This window comes from Pseudomonas sp. R4-84, assembly GCF_054130985.1.
In genome coordinates this window covers 53,634-70,583 of sequence record NZ_CP096390.1, presented here as the reverse complement: position 1 = coordinate 70,583, position 16,950 = coordinate 53,634, and the positions used below count along the sequence as shown (strand labels likewise).

Annotated in this window: 9 protein-coding genes; 6 read left to right on the top strand and 3 right to left on the bottom strand. The window is 57.9% G+C overall.

Annotated elements, in window-relative coordinates:
* Positions 1–16: 16 nt before the first annotated feature.
* A complete protein-coding gene (locus M1D68_RS00270) occupies positions 17–4,603 on the top strand; it encodes a dermonecrotic toxin domain-containing protein (RefSeq protein WP_457968907.1) in 4,587 nt (1,528 codons plus the stop codon).
* A 41-nt stretch (positions 4,604–4,644) separates the two neighbouring features.
* Here the strand turns inward: M1D68_RS00270 and pdxR are convergent, their stop codons facing one another.
* Entirely contained in the window at positions 4,645–6,189 is a 1,545-nt protein-coding gene (pdxR, locus tag M1D68_RS00265; RefSeq protein ID WP_457968905.1) for a MocR-like pyridoxine biosynthesis transcription factor PdxR, read from the bottom strand.
* Positions 6,190–6,292: 103 nt separating this feature from the next.
* On the opposite strand from pdxR, the gene M1D68_RS00260 reads away from it, so the two are divergent.
* From M1D68_RS00260 to M1D68_RS00250, 3 genes are read left to right on the top strand one after another with little or no spacing between them, the layout of a single operon-like run.
* A complete protein-coding gene (locus M1D68_RS00260) occupies positions 6,293–6,934 on the top strand; it encodes an FMN-binding negative transcriptional regulator (RefSeq protein ID WP_420766114.1) in 642 nt (213 codons plus the stop codon).
* Positions 6,935–6,936: 2 nt separating this feature from the next.
* Positions 6,937–7,383 carry an N-acetyltransferase family protein gene (locus tag M1D68_RS00255; RefSeq protein WP_457968903.1) on the top strand — a complete coding sequence of 149 codons (447 nt, stop codon included), beginning with the start codon at positions 6,937–6,939 and terminating at the stop codon, positions 7,381–7,383.
* A gap of 10 nt (positions 7,384–7,393) precedes the next feature.
* Positions 7,394–8,062 (top strand): GNAT family N-acetyltransferase, encoded by a 669-nt coding sequence (locus tag M1D68_RS00250; RefSeq protein ID WP_420766112.1) that lies wholly within the window; start codon positions 7,394–7,396, stop codon positions 8,060–8,062.
* Between the two features lie 49 nt (positions 8,063–8,111).
* On the opposite strand, the gene M1D68_RS00245 is transcribed toward M1D68_RS00250, so the two are convergent.
* Together M1D68_RS00245 and M1D68_RS00240 are read right to left on the bottom strand one after the other, a co-directional pair.
* Positions 8,112–13,409, bottom strand: coding sequence for a dermonecrotic toxin domain-containing protein (locus M1D68_RS00245; RefSeq protein WP_457968901.1), 5,298 nt, complete (start codon positions 13,407–13,409; stop codon positions 8,112–8,114).
* 686 nt (positions 13,410–14,095) lie between these two features.
* Entirely contained in the window at positions 14,096–14,992 is an 897-nt protein-coding gene (locus M1D68_RS00240) for a homocysteine S-methyltransferase family protein (protein WP_457968900.1), read from the bottom strand.
* A 113-nt stretch (positions 14,993–15,105) separates the two neighbouring features.
* Between M1D68_RS00240 and M1D68_RS00235 the strand changes: the two genes are divergently transcribed.
* Both M1D68_RS00235 and M1D68_RS00230 read left to right on the top strand, forming a co-directional pair.
* Positions 15,106–15,927 carry an ABC transporter substrate-binding protein gene (locus M1D68_RS00235; protein WP_420766109.1) on the top strand — a complete coding sequence of 274 codons (822 nt, stop codon included), beginning with the start codon at positions 15,106–15,108 and terminating at the stop codon, positions 15,925–15,927.
* Positions 15,924–16,760, top strand: a complete 837-nt coding sequence (locus M1D68_RS00230) for an amino acid ABC transporter permease (RefSeq protein WP_434675590.1) — start codon at positions 15,924–15,926, stop codon at positions 16,758–16,760. Before M1D68_RS00235 ends, M1D68_RS00230 begins: the two co-directional genes overlap by 4 nt.
* Positions 16,761–16,950: the final 190 nt, after the last annotated feature.

The window sequence follows — 16,950 nt, the reverse complement described above, 5'->3', positions numbered from 1 at the left end:
AAGGAGGGACACGCAAATGACACTCGACTCGACTGACACAGGCCCTACGTCCGACGCAAGCATCAAGGCAGCATTGCTCAACCAATTGCTTGCAGGCCCCACCTACCCGGAAGTGGCCGCCGGACTCCTGCAAGGTGCGCTCAAGGACCTTTATCCGTCCTTGGACCTGGACCCCTACACAACCGTCCTCGCCGAACCGGCCTGGGACATCGTCGGCGGCGAAATCGTAGCGTTGCCAACCCGTTATGAGTCACTGAGCAACTTACTGGCCGATCAGATCGACCAGGAACATCCGACCTTGTTGATTGAGGGTTTGCACTTCCTGACCCGGCTGCCGATTACCGAACCCGAAGTGCATTTGCCGGTGCGCATCGAGCAAATCGGAAGGTTGATCAATGAGCTGGCGCCCGCGATGTTGAAGGCCAACCAGGAACAACAACTGGCTTACTGGAACATGCCATTCGGTCATTACGGTGCCCGCTGGCATGAGCTGTCCAATACATTGCGCAAATTCTGGGACGTGCGGCAACTCAAGGGCTGGACGGCGGACGAATGTGCCATGGCCAGGCAACTTTACCTGTACCCCGACCCGCAAGACCGTAAGGATAAATTCCAAAGCCACGCGTACCTGGTCGACGTCGATGCAGTCGCTGACACTCAGGTCACTCGCTTGAACGAGAACTCGCTGGTCGTCCTGATCGGTCAGATCGATGACAAGGAGGTCATCCTTACGCACTCGTTGTACAGCGGTTATGAGAAGTTCGAGACACGTGACGCATTGGGCCAGTCCCTTACCGATCATCTATCGCTCTCTCACCCCACCACCGCGATACGCTGGCGGCTCTATGAACCGCGCGCAAACATTTTCGACAGCAAGGCCTGTGGACTTATTGGTGTGCAAGTCAGGGTGCTCGGAAACCCTCGTACGGAGTCGGACGCTGTCGCTGCTGAGCCCGAAATACCCATCAGTGGAATCGCGGTCGGACCAGGCGAGGCGTGGTTCAAGCAGCAGATACCCGATTGGTTACGCAACGCACCAGTAGCCGACCAGACGTTGTTCGCTCAATACATGAAAAACCTGTCGGCGCTGGGCAGTTCCCACGCCGGCGAAACTTACCTGGACGATATCCCTTCGATCAAGGACTACGCGTCAAATGCCTTGAAAACCCAGATGCAATCCGACCACAGCGATGTTTCGACTCTGAAACCGGAAACAATCGTCATCGAGATAACAAGCCCGGTGGTCTGGGGGACCTTTGTCGTTCCGTTCAAGTTCGACACAACCGAGTTCAACTTAATCGATCTCGCCTTGCAAAACCTGATTGCGCTTCCACAGGGCAACAAAACCGTGAAGTCCGTGGACGGGACCGAGCTCCCCGAATGGGTGACGGTGGACTACCTTGAGCGCCTTATTACCCAGGTCGATATCGGTCGCGTCTATCCAGAGCTGATCAAACGAAAACTACTCGACGATCCAACGCAATCGTCCCGTCGAGAGCGCCTGTTCAGTTCACAGCTACGCATACAACTGCCCCTGCTTGCGCTGGAAAGTAAATTGAAGGGGTTGGGCGATATCGATGATCGCGGCTGTCGTTACGTCGCGGCGCTGATGGAGCCGCTGGAAGCCGACCGCAAGGTTGATGGGCAAGCCATTGTCCTGCGCAAGCTGGCGTTCGTGCCAGAGTTGCAGCTCGGTATTTCCGAGGACATCGTGGCCAATATGTTTGTGATCGGCCCGCAGACACCCAGCGCCGGCCCCTGTCTGCTCTACCGCCCTCTACTCGAACCGCAGCTGTGCCAGTTCCCCTCGTTCAGCAATTTGCTCTATGCCATCAAGCAGTCAGCCACGTTGCGCCAATCGGTACTGGCGTGGCTGCCCGATGGGGTGCGGGACACTTACAGCCGACTGGTCTTCCCGGGCGCCCTGCCTTCGCCCTGGGCCGTTTTGGAGTTCGTGGCGACCCCCATCACATCATTAGCCAACGCGGGGCCCATCACCTTAAGCGACGAATCCTTGGGAGCCGATTTCATGCCGCTGTTGTTCAAGGCCAACGCCAACGCCCTGGTGACACTCGCCGATAAACAATCGGTTTCCAACAGCGAGAGCCGTTGGGAGTCGTTCAAACAGGCGGGGTGGTTGATTTTCAATCTGGCGTTGCCCTATCTCGGCACCACGGCGAACACCGCGACCTGGCTCTGGCAGATACTGGAGGACTTGGAACGGTTAGCGCAGGACGACGGAGAGCGCAAGGACCAGACCAAGTGGGAGGCCGTCGTGGATTTGCTGTTAAACGTGGCGTTAGGCGTGGTCAATATTGCTATCGATCGCTCTAAAGCCGGCAGCCGCGAACGACCAACACAAGCGCCTGAAGTAGCCCCGAAACAAAATGTGCCGGCACCACTTTCCAAACCAAGCATCGAGACACTTTCGCCACTCGTGCAAAAAGAACTGTCACAAGAGCACTACGAGTTCATCCATACCAGTGGCGCCTTGATGGGTAAATCCGGCAGTCACGCCGGGCTTCTCGCTAGCTTCAGCATCGATGCGCCCGATAATCTCGGGCAACCCGAGAGCGAAGGCGTGTTCAAAGGCCTCTACCCGAAAAATGGGAAGTGGTACGCAAAGCTGGCGAGCCAGTGTTTTGAAGTCAGCGTCGAGGGCGAGCAGGTCAGCATCATCAAGGACACATGCTCCGGCCCCCCCTTGCTCCGGGACGAGCGTGACCAGTGGAGAATCGATAGTCGCTTGCGATTAAAGGGCAGCGGATCAAAAGGCGTCAGGCAGAAAGTCGTCGTCGCGGCACAACGCCGCAACATCGAATTGCTTGCCGAACTCAATAAATTTGAAGAAAGCAGAACGTATAACGAATGGGCGCTGAATATCGGTGCTCAAAACATGGAGCGGGCATCGGCCGATACCAGGAACATTTTTGCTGAAGCTTATAGAGTCTCCCTGCAAACGCAGCGGCAAAACTATGAACGGGCATTGAGCGCTTTGATGGAGTGGCCGGTCTTCCAGGCGAGGCCGGATGCTCCGCGCGTGAGCCTTGGTTACCTGAACGCGCAAATAAATTTCACTTTCGCTGACATGGACATATTGCGGGAACAATTTCTGCCCGCCATGGCGCAGGCGAGGGACATGATTACCCCTCGCTTCCAAATGCGCGAGCAACGACACGTCGATGCTGCCAACAGCATGATTCAGCTCGGTGACAACATGATCGAGCGTCTGGAATATATTGAGACACGCTTTTCCAAGCTCAAGAAACTCGGGCTCGGAGGCTTTGAGTTTGTGCGCGAATACCGCAGAAAAATGCCTTCCTACACCAGCGACGATCTACGAATTCTTCAATTGGAAATGTATCGCCACCTCTGCCTGACCCTCGACAGCGTTAAAACAATGCCCGAAGGTTGGCTGGAGATTGACCGACTGATCGACAATGCGATGGTGGCCTTCCAAACCTTGCGCGAGGCGCTCGATGAAACAACCAAGATCCGGCTGGACGAACAAATCGATGCACTCGGCAGCCTGACGGAACAGTTCACGGCCATCCAAGAGCACCTGGACTACATGGGAAACGAATATCAGGACAGTGCTAACACTCAACAACTCAAGCATCTGGGTAATCGAATAACCAAGGCAAAAGAGCGAGCGTTGCGTCATTTGGCCAAGGCCCTCGACGAGCGAAGCAATAAACGACAATCGCTGACTGTGTATGAGGAACGCCCCCGCTCCAGGAGGAAATTCATCAGAGGCCGCTTCTGGGGAGTCGTCAGCGGCGTGGCTCGCCTGTCCAGCTCGTACGAAGAAACGGGTTGGGTCGAGGTGAGGAATCCGTTATCCGGTGAAATGATCGCTTTATTCCACCGCAAAGAAACCGGTGAATGGGTCCCCCATATTGAGACCAACGAACCTCCGGCGATCCCCGCCCTGAAAACCAGCGTCAAGAAAGGCAAAGCCCTGATCAAAGGACTCTCTGCCTTCAAAACACAAGTCCAAAATGACCTGCAGCAGCCAGACCGTACACCGTCCGGTATTTCATTGATCATGGGCGCCCATGCGAGCCGGTTCGATACAGTCGCCAATGCAATCGAAAAGGCGCTCGACCGGGCCAGGAACGAAACGGTCGAACTTGCGCCAGAAGAACGGAGTTCCGCCGAATCCTTGCGATTACAGCTCAAGAGCGAAGCGACGGCGCTACGCGCCGAGGAGCACGAGACCGTACTGGGGCTCATCAAACGAAGCCCGCCCAACATGAGCGGCGTCACTTGGCTGAACGAACGAAACCTCATCCACGTGACTAAACGAATCAACCGAAAGCGCATCAAGACCCCGGCGGGAAAGCGATACCTCGACCGGTATGAAATTCAGGACAAGCAAAGCGGCAAGCCGCTATGGTTCGCGGACTTTCACTACTCCACCTTTTGGGGGGTCGACCTCAAGTTTCTTTCGGCACACCTGAGAACCCCTGAGCAGGTCAAGTCAGGCATGGCAGACATCTCCTTGGATGGATTGAACCAACGTCAATTGATTGATCGTTACCGCAGCGAAATCGCCGTGGATCAGGCCATACAGGTGTTCTTTCCAAAGAAACGGCCATGAAGCCGAGCCTGGCCTGCGATTGATGTCCAGGCCGCGGGCCGTCAGACATCCCAGGCCTTAGCCAGGCTCGCCAGCGCCGTGCCGATCGCCGCGGGCGGGACTGCCGCGAACCCCAGCACCAGCCCGGCGCGGACCTGCGCAGGCGTGGTAGGCAACCAATAGCCGCTCAGGCCATTGATCTCCACGCCGACGCTGGCCGCCTTGGCAATCAGCTCCCGTTCACGCTCGATGCTGTCCACAGGTACCGTGACATGCAGCCCGGCGACGACCGTGGGCATGGCGCCAACACCCGCGACAGCCTTGGGCCAACCCGCCAACAACGCATCCCGCCGAGCCAGGGCCGCCCGACGCATGCGCCTGATGTGTCGCTGGAAATGCCCGGCGGCCATGAACTCGGCCATCACGGCCTGGGTGCTGACTTCGGAGTGGCGCACATCCACGGCGCGCCGTCGGGCGAAGGCGTCGACCAGGCCCGGCGGCAACACCAGATAACCCAGGCGCAGGGCCGGGAACGCCACCTTGCCGAAGGTGCCGACGTAAAGTACCCGGCCCTGGCGATCCAGCGCGGCCAACGGCGCCAGCGGCGCGCCGCTGTAGCGGTATTCGCCGTCGTAATCGTCCTCGACGATCCAGCCGTCGTTGCGTTCGGCCCAACCCAGCAGCTCCAGCCGTCGCGCAAGGCTCATGACCACCCCGGTCGGGTATTGATGGGAGGGCGTGACATAGGTCAGCCGACAATGGCTCAACGCCGCGAGCGCCGCGCAATCCAAGCCATCGCTGTCCACCGGCACGCCTCGGACGTCGGCTCCAGCCACCGCAAACGCGTGCCCCGCTGCGCGATAACCTGGGTTTTCCACCGCCACCACGTCACCGGGATCTACCAACAGCTGTGCACAAAGGCTGATGCCCTGCTGCGCGCCGCTGGTGATCACAATTTGTTCAGCCGTGCACTGCAGGCCCCTCGAACTGCGCAGGTAAGCCGCAATCAGGCCACGCAAGCGTTCGTCTCCTTGAGAATCGCCGTAGCACAGCTGTTGAAGATCCGGCTTGCGCCAGAAAGCCCCGTTCAGCTTGGCCCAGGCATCAAAAGGGAACAGGTCGAAGGCCGGCACACCCACCCGGAATGCACGCGGTGGTCCCGCCGGCGGCTGGGCCAGATGATGCTTTTCGACACGTAGCAGCGCGTCGCTGTGGATAACTTTACTGGATGGGCCCACAGGTAAATCGAGCCATTCTGTGGATAAACCTGTGGATAAGCCTGTTGAAAAGCCTGTGGATGCTTTTGTGGATAATTTCTTCAGCGGCAACGCCACTGCGGACAGATTCGCCACATAGGTTCCGTCACCGACGCGTCCTTCGATAAAACCTTCGGCATAGAGCTGGTCGTACGCACGCACCACGCTGTTGCGGGAAATGGACAAGGCCGCCGCCAGGTCGCGGCTAGCTGGCAGACGCGTGCCGCTTGCCAGGCGACCATCCAGGACGCGGGCCCGCAATGCCTGATAAAGCTGCCGGCTGAGCCCGTGGCGGCGATCCAGTTCGATTCCAGCGGGGTTGAACGACAGCGGCGGCACGGGGTTGTTCATTCACACAGCCTCAGCAATGGACCTATCAAACTGGCCAGGAGTGGCTCTTACAACAGACCAATAGCCTGCCTAGGATGCTGGCATTCGCCAAGGAAAAACTTTCATGTACAACCCAAAAGCCTTCGCCGTCCAAGACATACCCCAGTTACATCAAATGATGAACGAGTGCCGCTTGGCCGTACTGGTCACCCAGGGTGAACACGGCCTACAGGCCAGCCACTTGCCGCTGCTGCTGGATACGCGACAGGGTCCCCACGGAAGCCTGCGCGGGCACATGGCCCGGGCCAATCCGCAATGGCGCGACCTGGAGGCCGGGGCCGAGGCCCTGGTGATATTTCCCGGCGCCGATGCCTACGTCAGCCCGGGCCTGTACCCCAGCAAGGCCGAACACGGCAAAGTGGTGCCGACCTGGAACTACCTGGCCGTACACGCCTATGGCACAGCCGAAGTTTTCAGCGACGCCCATCGCCTGCGCGAAGTAGTCGGCGCCCTCACCGAACGTCACGAAACCGGCCGCGCCCAACCCTGGAAACTCGATGATGCACCGGCCGAGTACGTCGAAGCGATGCTCAAGGCCATCGTTGGTTTTTCGCTGCCTATCCAGCGCCTGGAAGGCAAACGCAAGCTCAGCCAAAACCGCAGCCCCGAAGATATCGCCGGAGTGCGCAACGGTCTCGCCACGAGCACCGATCCGCAAGATCAGGCGCTGTCACGCCTTATGCCTGATGCATCCACCAAGGAGTGAACATGAGCCACACCGAGATCCGCCTCGTCACTGCTGAAGACCACGCTGCCTGGCTGCCGCTATGGCAGGCTTACCTACGGTTCTACAACACCGAACTGCCGGAAGCGGTGACCCACAGCACCTGGCAGCGCCTGCTCGACGATCGCGAACCAACCCACGGCGCCCTCGCCTGGCACGGCGATACGGCGGTGGGCCTGGTGCATTTCATTTACCACCGCTCGAACTGGAGCATAGAGAACTCCTGCTACTTGCAGGACTTGCTGGTGACCGAGCAAAGTCGGGGCACCGGTGTTGGTCGGCAATTGATCGAATTCGTCTATGCCACGGCCAAGGCCGAAGGTTGTGCCAAGGTCCACTGGCTGACCCACGAGACCAACGCGACCGCGATCCAACTCTACGAACGCATCGCCGAACGCCCAGGCTTCATTCAATTTCGCAAAGCCTTGTAAGGAGCACTGCATGTCGACCCCGCTTACCGATTGGAAAGGTGTCTCGGCGCCATCTACGCGCTTGCTCGAAGGGCGATTCATCCGCCTGGAAAAACTCGACCCGGCGCGTCATGCCGAGGGTCTTTGGCAAGCCCTCGAAGGCCCCGGGGCCGATCCGAAACTCTGGGACTACTTGCCCTACGGTCCCTTCAAGGTTCGTGGCGACTTCGACGCCTGGCTGGACAACCATGCAGCCAACACCGACCCGTATTTTTTCAGCGTGATCGACCGTGCCAGCGGCGAGGTGCAAGGGATCCTCAGCCTGATGTCCATCGTGCCGGCCCACGGCCGCATCGAGATCGGCCACGTCACTTTTGGCGCGCCGATGCAGCGATCGCCGAAAAGCACCGAGGCGGTTTATCTGTTGGCCAAGGAGTCGTTCGCCCTTGGCTACCGTCGCCTCGAATGGAAGTGCAACAACGGCAACGCCCGCTCCAAATATGCCGCCGAGCGGCTGGGCTTCACGTTTGAGGGGGTGTTCCGCCAGCACATGGTCGTCAAGGGCCAGAATCGCGACACCGCGTGGTATTCGATGCTCGACTCGGAGTGGCCGGCGATCGGAGCGGCATTTGAACGATGGCTGAGCGAAGAAAATCAACGCGAAGGCGGGCAGGTCCGAAGCTTGGCTGCTTGCCGTTGAGCAAGAGCAGACGGCTATCGCGGGTGGCCTTGCGATAGCCATCGTTGCATCACTCTTTATATATTTTGTATTGCCATGCCCAGTCCGGTATCCGGTTATAACAACCCACGTATTCGGCAAACATCAAAAGACTGTGTTCCGCTCGATTCGCAGTAAAGTCGAAGCGATAGAGATGATTCAGTACCTGCGCCGAGGTCGTGGGATCGGCAAAGACTCTGTCAATCAGCTGATGCGCGCGTGCCACATCCTGCTGCAGAGCATTGATCAATGCCGATGTGAAATTCGCTTCGGAGTTCAATGGGCGAACCTGCCCAAGCGCGTCGTAAATATTCAAGTCACTGTAGTACGGGCTGATCAACTCTCTCCAAATACTCCTGGCCTCCTCGCGGGTAAAATTATTGGTCAGATTAGCCAACAAGTTAGGGATGTCGAGCAGCATAACGATTCTGGAGTTCGACGGAACGCCATCAGAGCCGCTTAGCAGCTTGGCGATACTCGCCATACCGATATCTCTGGCGCTTGCCGGCTCCAAGAAACGGATAAAAGCCGCCAGAGATCCTGAATGCATTTCGATATTTCTCAGCGTCTTGTCCGTGAACAAGTGGATCCACCGGATATCGATATTGCCGGTATCCAATAGCTCCTGAGCACGGGTGTCGGCATACCTGGCAATAAAATCCAGCTTCGCTGAACCGAGGGACGGATGACTTATCCACCTTGAAAATACAGATACGGGCAAAGCACCGCCAAGATTGGTTGCGATCACGCGAGAAACCAGAACTCGCTCAGCCCTGGCCAATAACCTGCTTCTGTTGCGAAGCGCACCTCGAAGCAAGCCGACGGTTCGTCCGACCATTTTTTTATAACGAAAGAACTCTATCAACTCATTGATCAGGCTTCCCTCGCCCCGATTTACCTTGAGGGTATTGGCGATCTCGGCCAACTGATGTGGGTGTACCAGTTCCCTGCCGTTAAGGAGCCCCCGCACATCCCCGGCAGCCGCCTCGCTGCTCGGAATATATGCTTTCGGGTTCTTGGGATAGAACTTATGCCACTCGTCTATATCGACGCCGTACTCAAGCAAGATATGAATCGAATCCCGGTTCAACTGAAAATAGCCATCCCTGGCCAGAAGATCGATCGTTCTCCCACCCACGCTGCTGACCAGCGTCATATCCAGGAGCTCTTCGACAACGCTTCTTTCGGCGGGCGTGTAGGGGATGAAAGAGGTTGCCAGTCCATACAAAGGCCGGGCCGGAGTCAGTTGCTCGATTTGCCTCCAGAGCTCCGACGAGGAGACACCGACAGCTGTCAAGCCTGCACGCAGCGACAGATGTAGCCGAGGCGATCCAAACAATTTATATGGGTTGCGCGCGCCAGCGATCAGGCTCGTTAAAACTTCCACGGTCTCCCTGCCCAGGAGATTTTCAAGCGTGGCCTCCGTTTTCGCTAACACCTGTTTCGCCTTCGCGACCGCCTCCTCGCTCTGACCAGCCGGTTGCCGCATTGGGCGGGAGGTGTCCTGAAGCTCCAAGTGGCGAAACGATTCGAGGTTTTGGCGAATGTATCCTGCCGACGCCAGGCGCAACTCTGTTGGGGTGAAAACGACCCTCCCCTCAAGTTCGTCCAACCCCTGGGTAACAGCCGAGAAGAAACAGTCACCGGGGCTTCGAATTGTGATGACACGATCTGCCTGGACCAGATCATAGTGGTTGTCGCTCGACCGTCTCACCACGACATCCGTGGCGTAATCCGGACTGCTCGACAAACGTTCAGGGCCTGCCTGGCGCGAGAGCCGCAAGGTGGAAGGCAGCCTCCCGGGCCTGACATCCATGATGACCAAGCCCCTGTTCTGCGGCCAGCCTGGAATATGGGGCACGAGTTCGGGAACGATATCCATCAGGAGAAAATCCCATTGGCCGGGCTGTTCCAGCACAGAGATCATGTCCTCGAGCGTCTGGCCACCCGTTCTCGAACTTGAGGGGCCCTGCCGCGTTGGACGTTCCCCGCCACCTCCGCGGCCGAACCCGACCGCACGCCATTCCCCATCTGGCATGCGTGCCACGGTGCTCCTCATCACACCACTGGAGCGGATACTCGACCCTGAGACTGGATCGACCAAAGTCGCCTCGGCTGCGTTCAGCTTCGTATTGTCGTGCACGCGGAGCACCATTGCCCCCGGTTGTCGCACATACACTGGGCGAGCGGTGACGACGCCTGTCGCGGCATCCCGAACGGTAACGCGGTAAAACCCACCAGCGTCCGGGGTCAGCCCTCGTATAACCGTTGCATCCTTCACCGCGTAGGGGCCGTAGATTGCTTGTTCCAATGGCAACCCAATCGGTTTTTCCTGTTGGTTTAGACGGGCCAATACCTCCCGGGAAAACGATCTATTTCGTGAGGTGCCCATCGCACCGCCGATAGGTCGCGGCGCGATGCCGGAGCGGATCAGATATTTGACAATGTTCAGGTGAAGCGGGATTTGGCCGGTCTTGGCGACCATCAAGTACAGCTGCAACGCGGCGTAAGCGGGTGCCAGAAACGAAACCACGTCCAGGAGCGTTTCGAACGCCATCACGGTCAGGTTGAAAATGGTTTGGTGCAGGATGTTGCGGTTGCTGTTGGAACGATGATCGGCATGGGCAATTCGAAATCTCACATGCGCCCCATGGAGCGCTTCAGACAGATCGCCGCCGATCAACGAGCCACGCGCCAACGGTCGACCGCTTCGCGTCCCGAAAATCTGCTTCAGTTCTTGAGGATTGTTGGTGGCGATGCGGGAAGCGAAATAGACCTGCCATTCCTCCCGTTGAAGAAGATCCGCGACACCGTCATTGAGATTGGCAAACTCATGCAGATCATCTCCACCGGGACTGTCCGGAAAATAGACGCCAACGGTTCCCTGTATTGTCGGCCCGTCCTGATCTGAAAAAATCAGCACACCGTCGACACTGGTCGCGTTGCCCAAGGTGCCGTGCTGTCCTCCCGCGCCTACGGTCCCGCACAGCAGCAGACCGTAAACATGTACCTCCCTTCCCTGTACTCTTTCGCGATCCTTTGCCTTGGATGATTTGATAACCGCATCCTGCCAGAGAACAACCCGTTTTTCGGTGCGTGCTGGATGGACACTGACATCCGTCACGGTCTCTTTGAGTACATCATCACCTTTGAGGACGGCTTCGTAGCCCTTGAGGGACATATTGGCCAGGTAAGCATCCCACCAGGCCTCCTTATAGTCCGGCGCATTCATCTTTTCCTTGAGGTACGTCTCGTAACGGTCACCGATATCAAGACTCGTCGCCATCCTGGCAAGCTCAGGCCCCGTTAAAAGAATCAAAAGACGGGTCAGCGGGTGACTGATCGGTTGGCCGTCCTTATCGACAAGATAGACCGGCCGGATTTCCTTCATTGCATTCGGGTACTGCGCAGGGCGCGTATTGTCGATCATCAATTGGGTCAAGCTGGTCAGTCGCGAGTCGTTCAACGTACAGGCGCGACCTTGAAACAAGGTAATCAATGTCCGGTCTGGATCGGGATCAATCTCCTTGTGCAGTTGCTCCCGGAGATAGGCGACGATTTTTTCGCGACTGAATTCCGATATTGTCTGAACGCGTCTTTTGGCAATTTCACTTTCAGCCGTCAGCGCCTGCTCTTCCAAGATGCGATAGATGCGTTTGTGTACAACCGTCGCGGCTCTGTAGGCGTCCGGGCGACTGTTTTTGAGCAAGGTTTCGCTTCGGGCAACCAGCACACCGTCAAGCGCCAGCATCGGAAGTTCCAGCGCTTTCTCAGCATCCAGAGCAAAGCGGGCCAAATCGAACTGCACAAGTTCCGGTGCTTTCAGAACGGCTTGTAACGACGAGTACTGAAGATCAAGCAGGTCTTTGGCTGCCCGCTCGAAAACATGCTCAGGAAGCGCCTGATCAATACTTTTGATTTTGCGCTCCTGCCCTTGATAGACCGGGGTTACCGAATTCACCAACTCCCGGAACTCATCGAACCGCTCTATCCCCCTCTCCATGGAGTACAGGAATAAAGCCGGCTGATCACGTTGCTTTATCACCATCGCGGCCGGCCACTTCTGCGACAAGTCGCCCTCCATTTCAAGCATGACCTTATATACATGGGGAAGATGCTCCTTCCTTATCAAACTTCCCCTGGCCGCCTCTGAAGGGTGGGTCGTGATGATGCTCAGCAGGCGATCCTCGTCATTGCGCAGGTTCCGCTCCCCATGGGTTAGCCGTGCAGTGGGATCTCGATCGGCTTTGTATAAATCCAATAAATACAGGAATCGTTGGGAAAGTCTGAGGACCAACTCATCTTGCGCGGTGGAGGGGATAACCGGGTCGAGCGCGTCTCTCAGGGTCTCCTTCGTGCGAAATGCGGCCAGGTCATCAAGAAACTGACGCCTCAGCTGGTTATTGGTTGTCGGGTTCTCGATATGGAACGCCGACGTCATGACCGTCAGGATATGCGCATCCACCGGGTCGACGAATAGGCTGTCGGTCTCTTGCACCGTGTCCGAGCGAGTGAAAAAACCCACGCTTCCCTGGGCGTATACAGGAGACTCATCAGTGGACAAACAGTCCATCATGACTTCGCTGAAACTCAACGAAGAAACCAATGAGCGCGCCCCAAGTGAATCTGTCGTGAAGTGATTCACATAACAATTGTCCGGGTCGATCGCCTGTCGCGCTGCGCCACGGAATTTGTCCGGCTCGATTTTTTTCCTGATCGAATCGACCAGCAGATTCTTCAACGCCGTGTCGAACGTGGGCAAGCCTGCAAACAAACGATTCAGGTCAGCTTTATGGGTGGCCAGACGTTTCAGCTGTTTATGGCGAGCTTCTTCCTGAGGGGCCAGCGAGGCGTCTTGACTGACGGAGTCGGCCTCAAAAGCGAGCCCAGGCCCCCTGTAGCCCGGAGGCACGCCTGCTTGCAACTTCTGCAACAGGTTTCTTGGAAGCACAAAACCGTCGATACGAAGTGCCGAAAAATCCCGCTTCATATGGCTTCTGTGGGGATACTCGATCCAATCCTCGCATCGGTGAAAAGCCGCGAAGGCGGCAATTGGCTCGCTTTGATAGGCCTTGAGAAAACCCTGAGTGACAGCGGCACGCAAGGGAACCGATGCGGTTTTATCTTCAGCAGCCGAATCGACAGCTTCAACTTCCTGGTAAGTCACACGAAGCGGTGTATCGCCTAGCAATCCCAACTCCAGCAACCACTGATCGGCAAACTTGTGCGGCTCGAATGCATCGCCGTCAGGTAATGGATCAATGCGTGCAAGGGTGACGGGCGGCGCCTGGCGCGGCACGCCTGGTTCATCGTTAAGCAAAAGGGTCATGGAGGGTCCGTTGGTTTGATTAAAGAACCCAGACCCTATCCTCCCGCCACCGCCGTGAAGCCATACATATATATGGGCAACCTGAGCCTGCTATATACATATGTGAACGTAAGTTTCTGTAGCGTTGCGAGGCTGCTGCGCATGAGTAACTGTGACAGACATTCTCGCGAGTCAGCCATGTGATGGCGATCGGATCACTCCGCTTTTGGCGCAAGCCTCTTGGCCAGAAATCTAACGAGGGATTCGGGCGTCGCCCCCTCTTTGGCATACTGCCAGGCCCATTCGGGTATTTCCCCTCGATGACTCACGTGGCGTGCGAAACTCAAACGACTATGCTCGGCCCGATTGCCTGAAAACCCGAAGCGCTGCAGAAATTGCTGGGCTTCCCCTTGGTTCACCGCATAAGCCCCCATAAGCAGTTGGTGGGCACGGGTTTCCTCGCTTATCAGGCTGTCCACCAATGCACCTGCCAAAGCCGGCTCGGACGCTCGGTAAAGGGCTGGGTTTATCGGTTGGTTCGGGGAGCATTGGACTGTCCAAGGGTTGATTGGAAAGTCCGCAAACCTATCGTGCTGGCGAGGCAGCGCTGACATACATATGTATGGCGTCGCTGCCGCGTTGGGTAGGAAATCGTAAGCGCGGGTGAAAAAGCGGTCGGCCAATTCCTCGGCCAACCGCCACATCACTCAACCCAATCGTTGGGCCAGGACGGCGATATGTTCCGGCCCGATTCCGCAGCAGCCACCCAGGTGACTGGCCCCGCGCTTTTGCCAGTCCGTTGCCCACTGAAGATACCCCGGTGGATCGAGGTCGTCGCGCAATGGGTCCAACCCGTCGTTGGCGGTCGCCTCCTTGGGCTGCGGCGGAAACGCGTTGGCGTAGGCACCGATGTGGATTGTCACGCCCAGGCGCTCGAACGTCTGCCGCGCGGCATCGATGGCGCCACCGATCACCTCCGGCTGACTGCAGTTGAACAGCAGCGTCTCGACGCCCAGCTGCGCTGCGACGGCCGCGGCATCCGCCACGGGTTCACCGGAACGCAGGCGCGGCACTTCATCCGTGTCCTCGTCTTTCAAGGTGAACGAGAGCCAGAACGGCTTGCCATCCTGTGGGATCCCGGCACGGATGGCTCGTGCCTCGACCGTTGAGCTTTGGGTTTCTGCCAGCCACAGGTCGACGTGGGGCGCCAGTCCCGCCACCAAAGGCGCCAGCAGCTCACTTGCACGGGACGCATCGAACAGATCGGGACGGTAGGAACCGAACAGCGGCGGCAGCGACCCGGCCACTCGTACGGTTTTGCCTGAAGCCTGCACCGCCCGCCGCGCCAGTTCACCGGCCAAAGCCGCCAGTGCCTGACCTTCGGCGGCAAAACGCGCCTCGCCAATATGGAACGGCACCACGGCGTAACTGTTGCTGGTGATCACGTTGGCGCCGCTGGCGATATAAGCGGCATGGACATCTTCCACTGCCTGGGGCGCTTCGCTCAATGCCAGCGCCGACCACTCGGGCTGTCGAAACGGCGCGCCACGGCGTTGCAATTCACGGCCCATGCCACCATCGAGAATGACTGTTGCTACGCCCATATGCGATTCACTCATAAGCTTATGAAAAATACTCACTACCGGAGTAGTTCTTATAACTATTTAATGCGCACTCTTTCGCCAATCACAACCTCTTTTTCAACCAGGGATCGCCCATGAAATTTCAACCGTTGCTGGCCCTGGGCCTGGGTCTGCTGGCTGCGTCTTCCCAAGCGCTCGCAGGTATCACCCTGGATCGTATCGAACAGAAAAAAGAGCTCGTCGGCGTGTTGATGGAAAGCTATCCCCCTTTCTCGTTCCTCAATGACCAGAACCAGCTTGACGGTTTCGACGTGGACGTCGCCAAGGCCGTCGCGCAGAAACTGGGTGTGAAGCTGCGCCTGGAAACGCCGTCCTGGGACGTGATTGCGGCCGGTCGCTGGAGCGGGCGCTACGATATCTGCATCTGCTCCATGACACCGAGCAAGGCCCGCGCCGAGGTGTTCGATTTCCCGGTGCAGTACTACGCCTCGCCAGCGGTCATCGTGGTCAATGCCAAGGACGACAGCATCCATGGCGCCAAGGATCTGAGCGGCAAGAAGGTCGGCCTGACCAGCGCGTCCAGCTATGAGAGCTATTTGAACAAGAACCTGGTCATTGAAGGCGCGGAAGATACCCGGTTGAGCTATCCGTTCGAGAACGTACAGATCGCCCCGTATGACACCGATAACGTGGCGTTCCAAGACCTCGGCCTGGGCGCCGGAGTGCGCCTGGACGCGGTGCTGACCAACCTGGTGACCGCTCAGCCACGCCTGACCGAAGACAAGCGCTTCAAACTCGCTGGCGAAGCGCTGTATGCCGAGCCGAACTCGGTCGCCATCGAAAAGGGTGACGCCGAGTGGAACAGCAAGGTGCAAGAAGTCTTCGCCCAACTGAAACAGGACGGCACCCTGAGCAAGCTCTCGCAAAAATGGATCGGCGCCGACATCAGCCAATGACTTCCATTCCGCCTCCTGTCCAGCTACCGCCACCGGTGACTGAGTCGCGCCTGCATAAAATCTTCGGCTTTCGCACACGCTTGTACCTGACGTGGGCGGTCATGCTGGTGCTGTTCGCCAGTTTTTTCCTGAGTTTCGACCTGAAGTTCTCGATCATCCTCGACAAACTGCCGAACCTGCTCGGTTTGCATCTGGCCCCCAACGGCTTCCTGCAGGGCGCGGTGCTGACGTTGTTCCTGTGCCTGTGCTCGATCGTCGCGTCGTCACTCCTGGGCTTCATCACCGCGCTGGCGCGGCTGTCCAGCAGTGCGGTGGCGTTCGGCATCGCCAGCTTCTATGCGTCGTTCTTTCGCGGCACCCCGCTGTTGATCCAGATTTTGCTGATCTACCTGGGCCTGCCCCAGCTGGGCATCGTTCCTGGCGCCATTGCCGCCGGCATCATCGCGTTGTCACTGAACTACGGCGCCTACCTGAGCGAAATCTTCCGCGCCGGCATCCTCGGCGTTCCCCACGGCCAACGCGAAGCCTCCCTCGCCCTGGGCATGGGCGAAACCGTGATCTTCTGGCGCGTCACCCTGCCCCAGGCCATGCGCACCATCATCCCGCCGACCACCAACCAATTCATCTCCATGCTCAAGGACTCCTCCCTGATCTCGGTGATGGGCGTCTGGGAAGTGATGTTCCTGGCGCAATCTTATGGTCGCTCCAGCTATCGCTATATCGAAATGCTGACCACGGCCGCGATTATCTACTGGCTGATGTCCATTGCGCTGGAGCTGATTCAAGCGCGGATGGAGCGGCATTATGGAAAGGCTTATCTAAAGCGCAGCTGATCGATCGTGTATGAACCTGCTGTAGGGTAAAGCTACAGGCTCCGCCAGCCATCGCGACGATGGAGGGAACCGAGCACGACCGGCCTACGCTCTCCATCCGCCAATTCGCTTCTGCGGCGAGAAGATGGCTGGCATCGCCGCTTTCGGTGAATTTTTAAAGTGCGACCTTCTCCACTACAGGTCGCATTCA

Excerpts from the sequence above, each read along its gene's own strand:
- M1D68_RS00270 (WP_457968907.1), top strand. The coding sequence starts at position 17 with ATGACACTCGACTCGACTGACACAGGCCCTACGTCCGACGCAAGCATC.
- pdxR (WP_457968905.1), bottom strand. The coding sequence starts at position 6,189 with ATGAACAACCCCGTGCCGCCGCTGTCGTTCAACCCCGCTGGAATCGAA.
- M1D68_RS00260 (WP_420766114.1), top strand. The coding sequence starts at position 6,293 with ATGTACAACCCAAAAGCCTTCGCCGTCCAAGACATACCCCAGTTACAT.
- M1D68_RS00255 (WP_457968903.1), top strand. The coding sequence starts at position 6,937 with ATGAGCCACACCGAGATCCGCCTCGTCACTGCTGAAGACCACGCTGCC.
- M1D68_RS00250 (WP_420766112.1), top strand. The coding sequence starts at position 7,394 with ATGTCGACCCCGCTTACCGATTGGAAAGGTGTCTCGGCGCCATCTACG.
- M1D68_RS00245 (WP_457968901.1), bottom strand. The coding sequence starts at position 13,409 with ATGACCCTTTTGCTTAACGATGAACCAGGCGTGCCGCGCCAGGCGCCG.
- M1D68_RS00240 (WP_457968900.1), bottom strand. The coding sequence starts at position 14,992 with ATGGGCGTAGCAACAGTCATTCTCGATGGTGGCATGGGCCGTGAATTG.
- M1D68_RS00235 (WP_420766109.1), top strand. The coding sequence starts at position 15,106 with ATGAAATTTCAACCGTTGCTGGCCCTGGGCCTGGGTCTGCTGGCTGCG.
- M1D68_RS00230 (WP_434675590.1), top strand. The coding sequence starts at position 15,924 with ATGACTTCCATTCCGCCTCCTGTCCAGCTACCGCCACCGGTGACTGAG.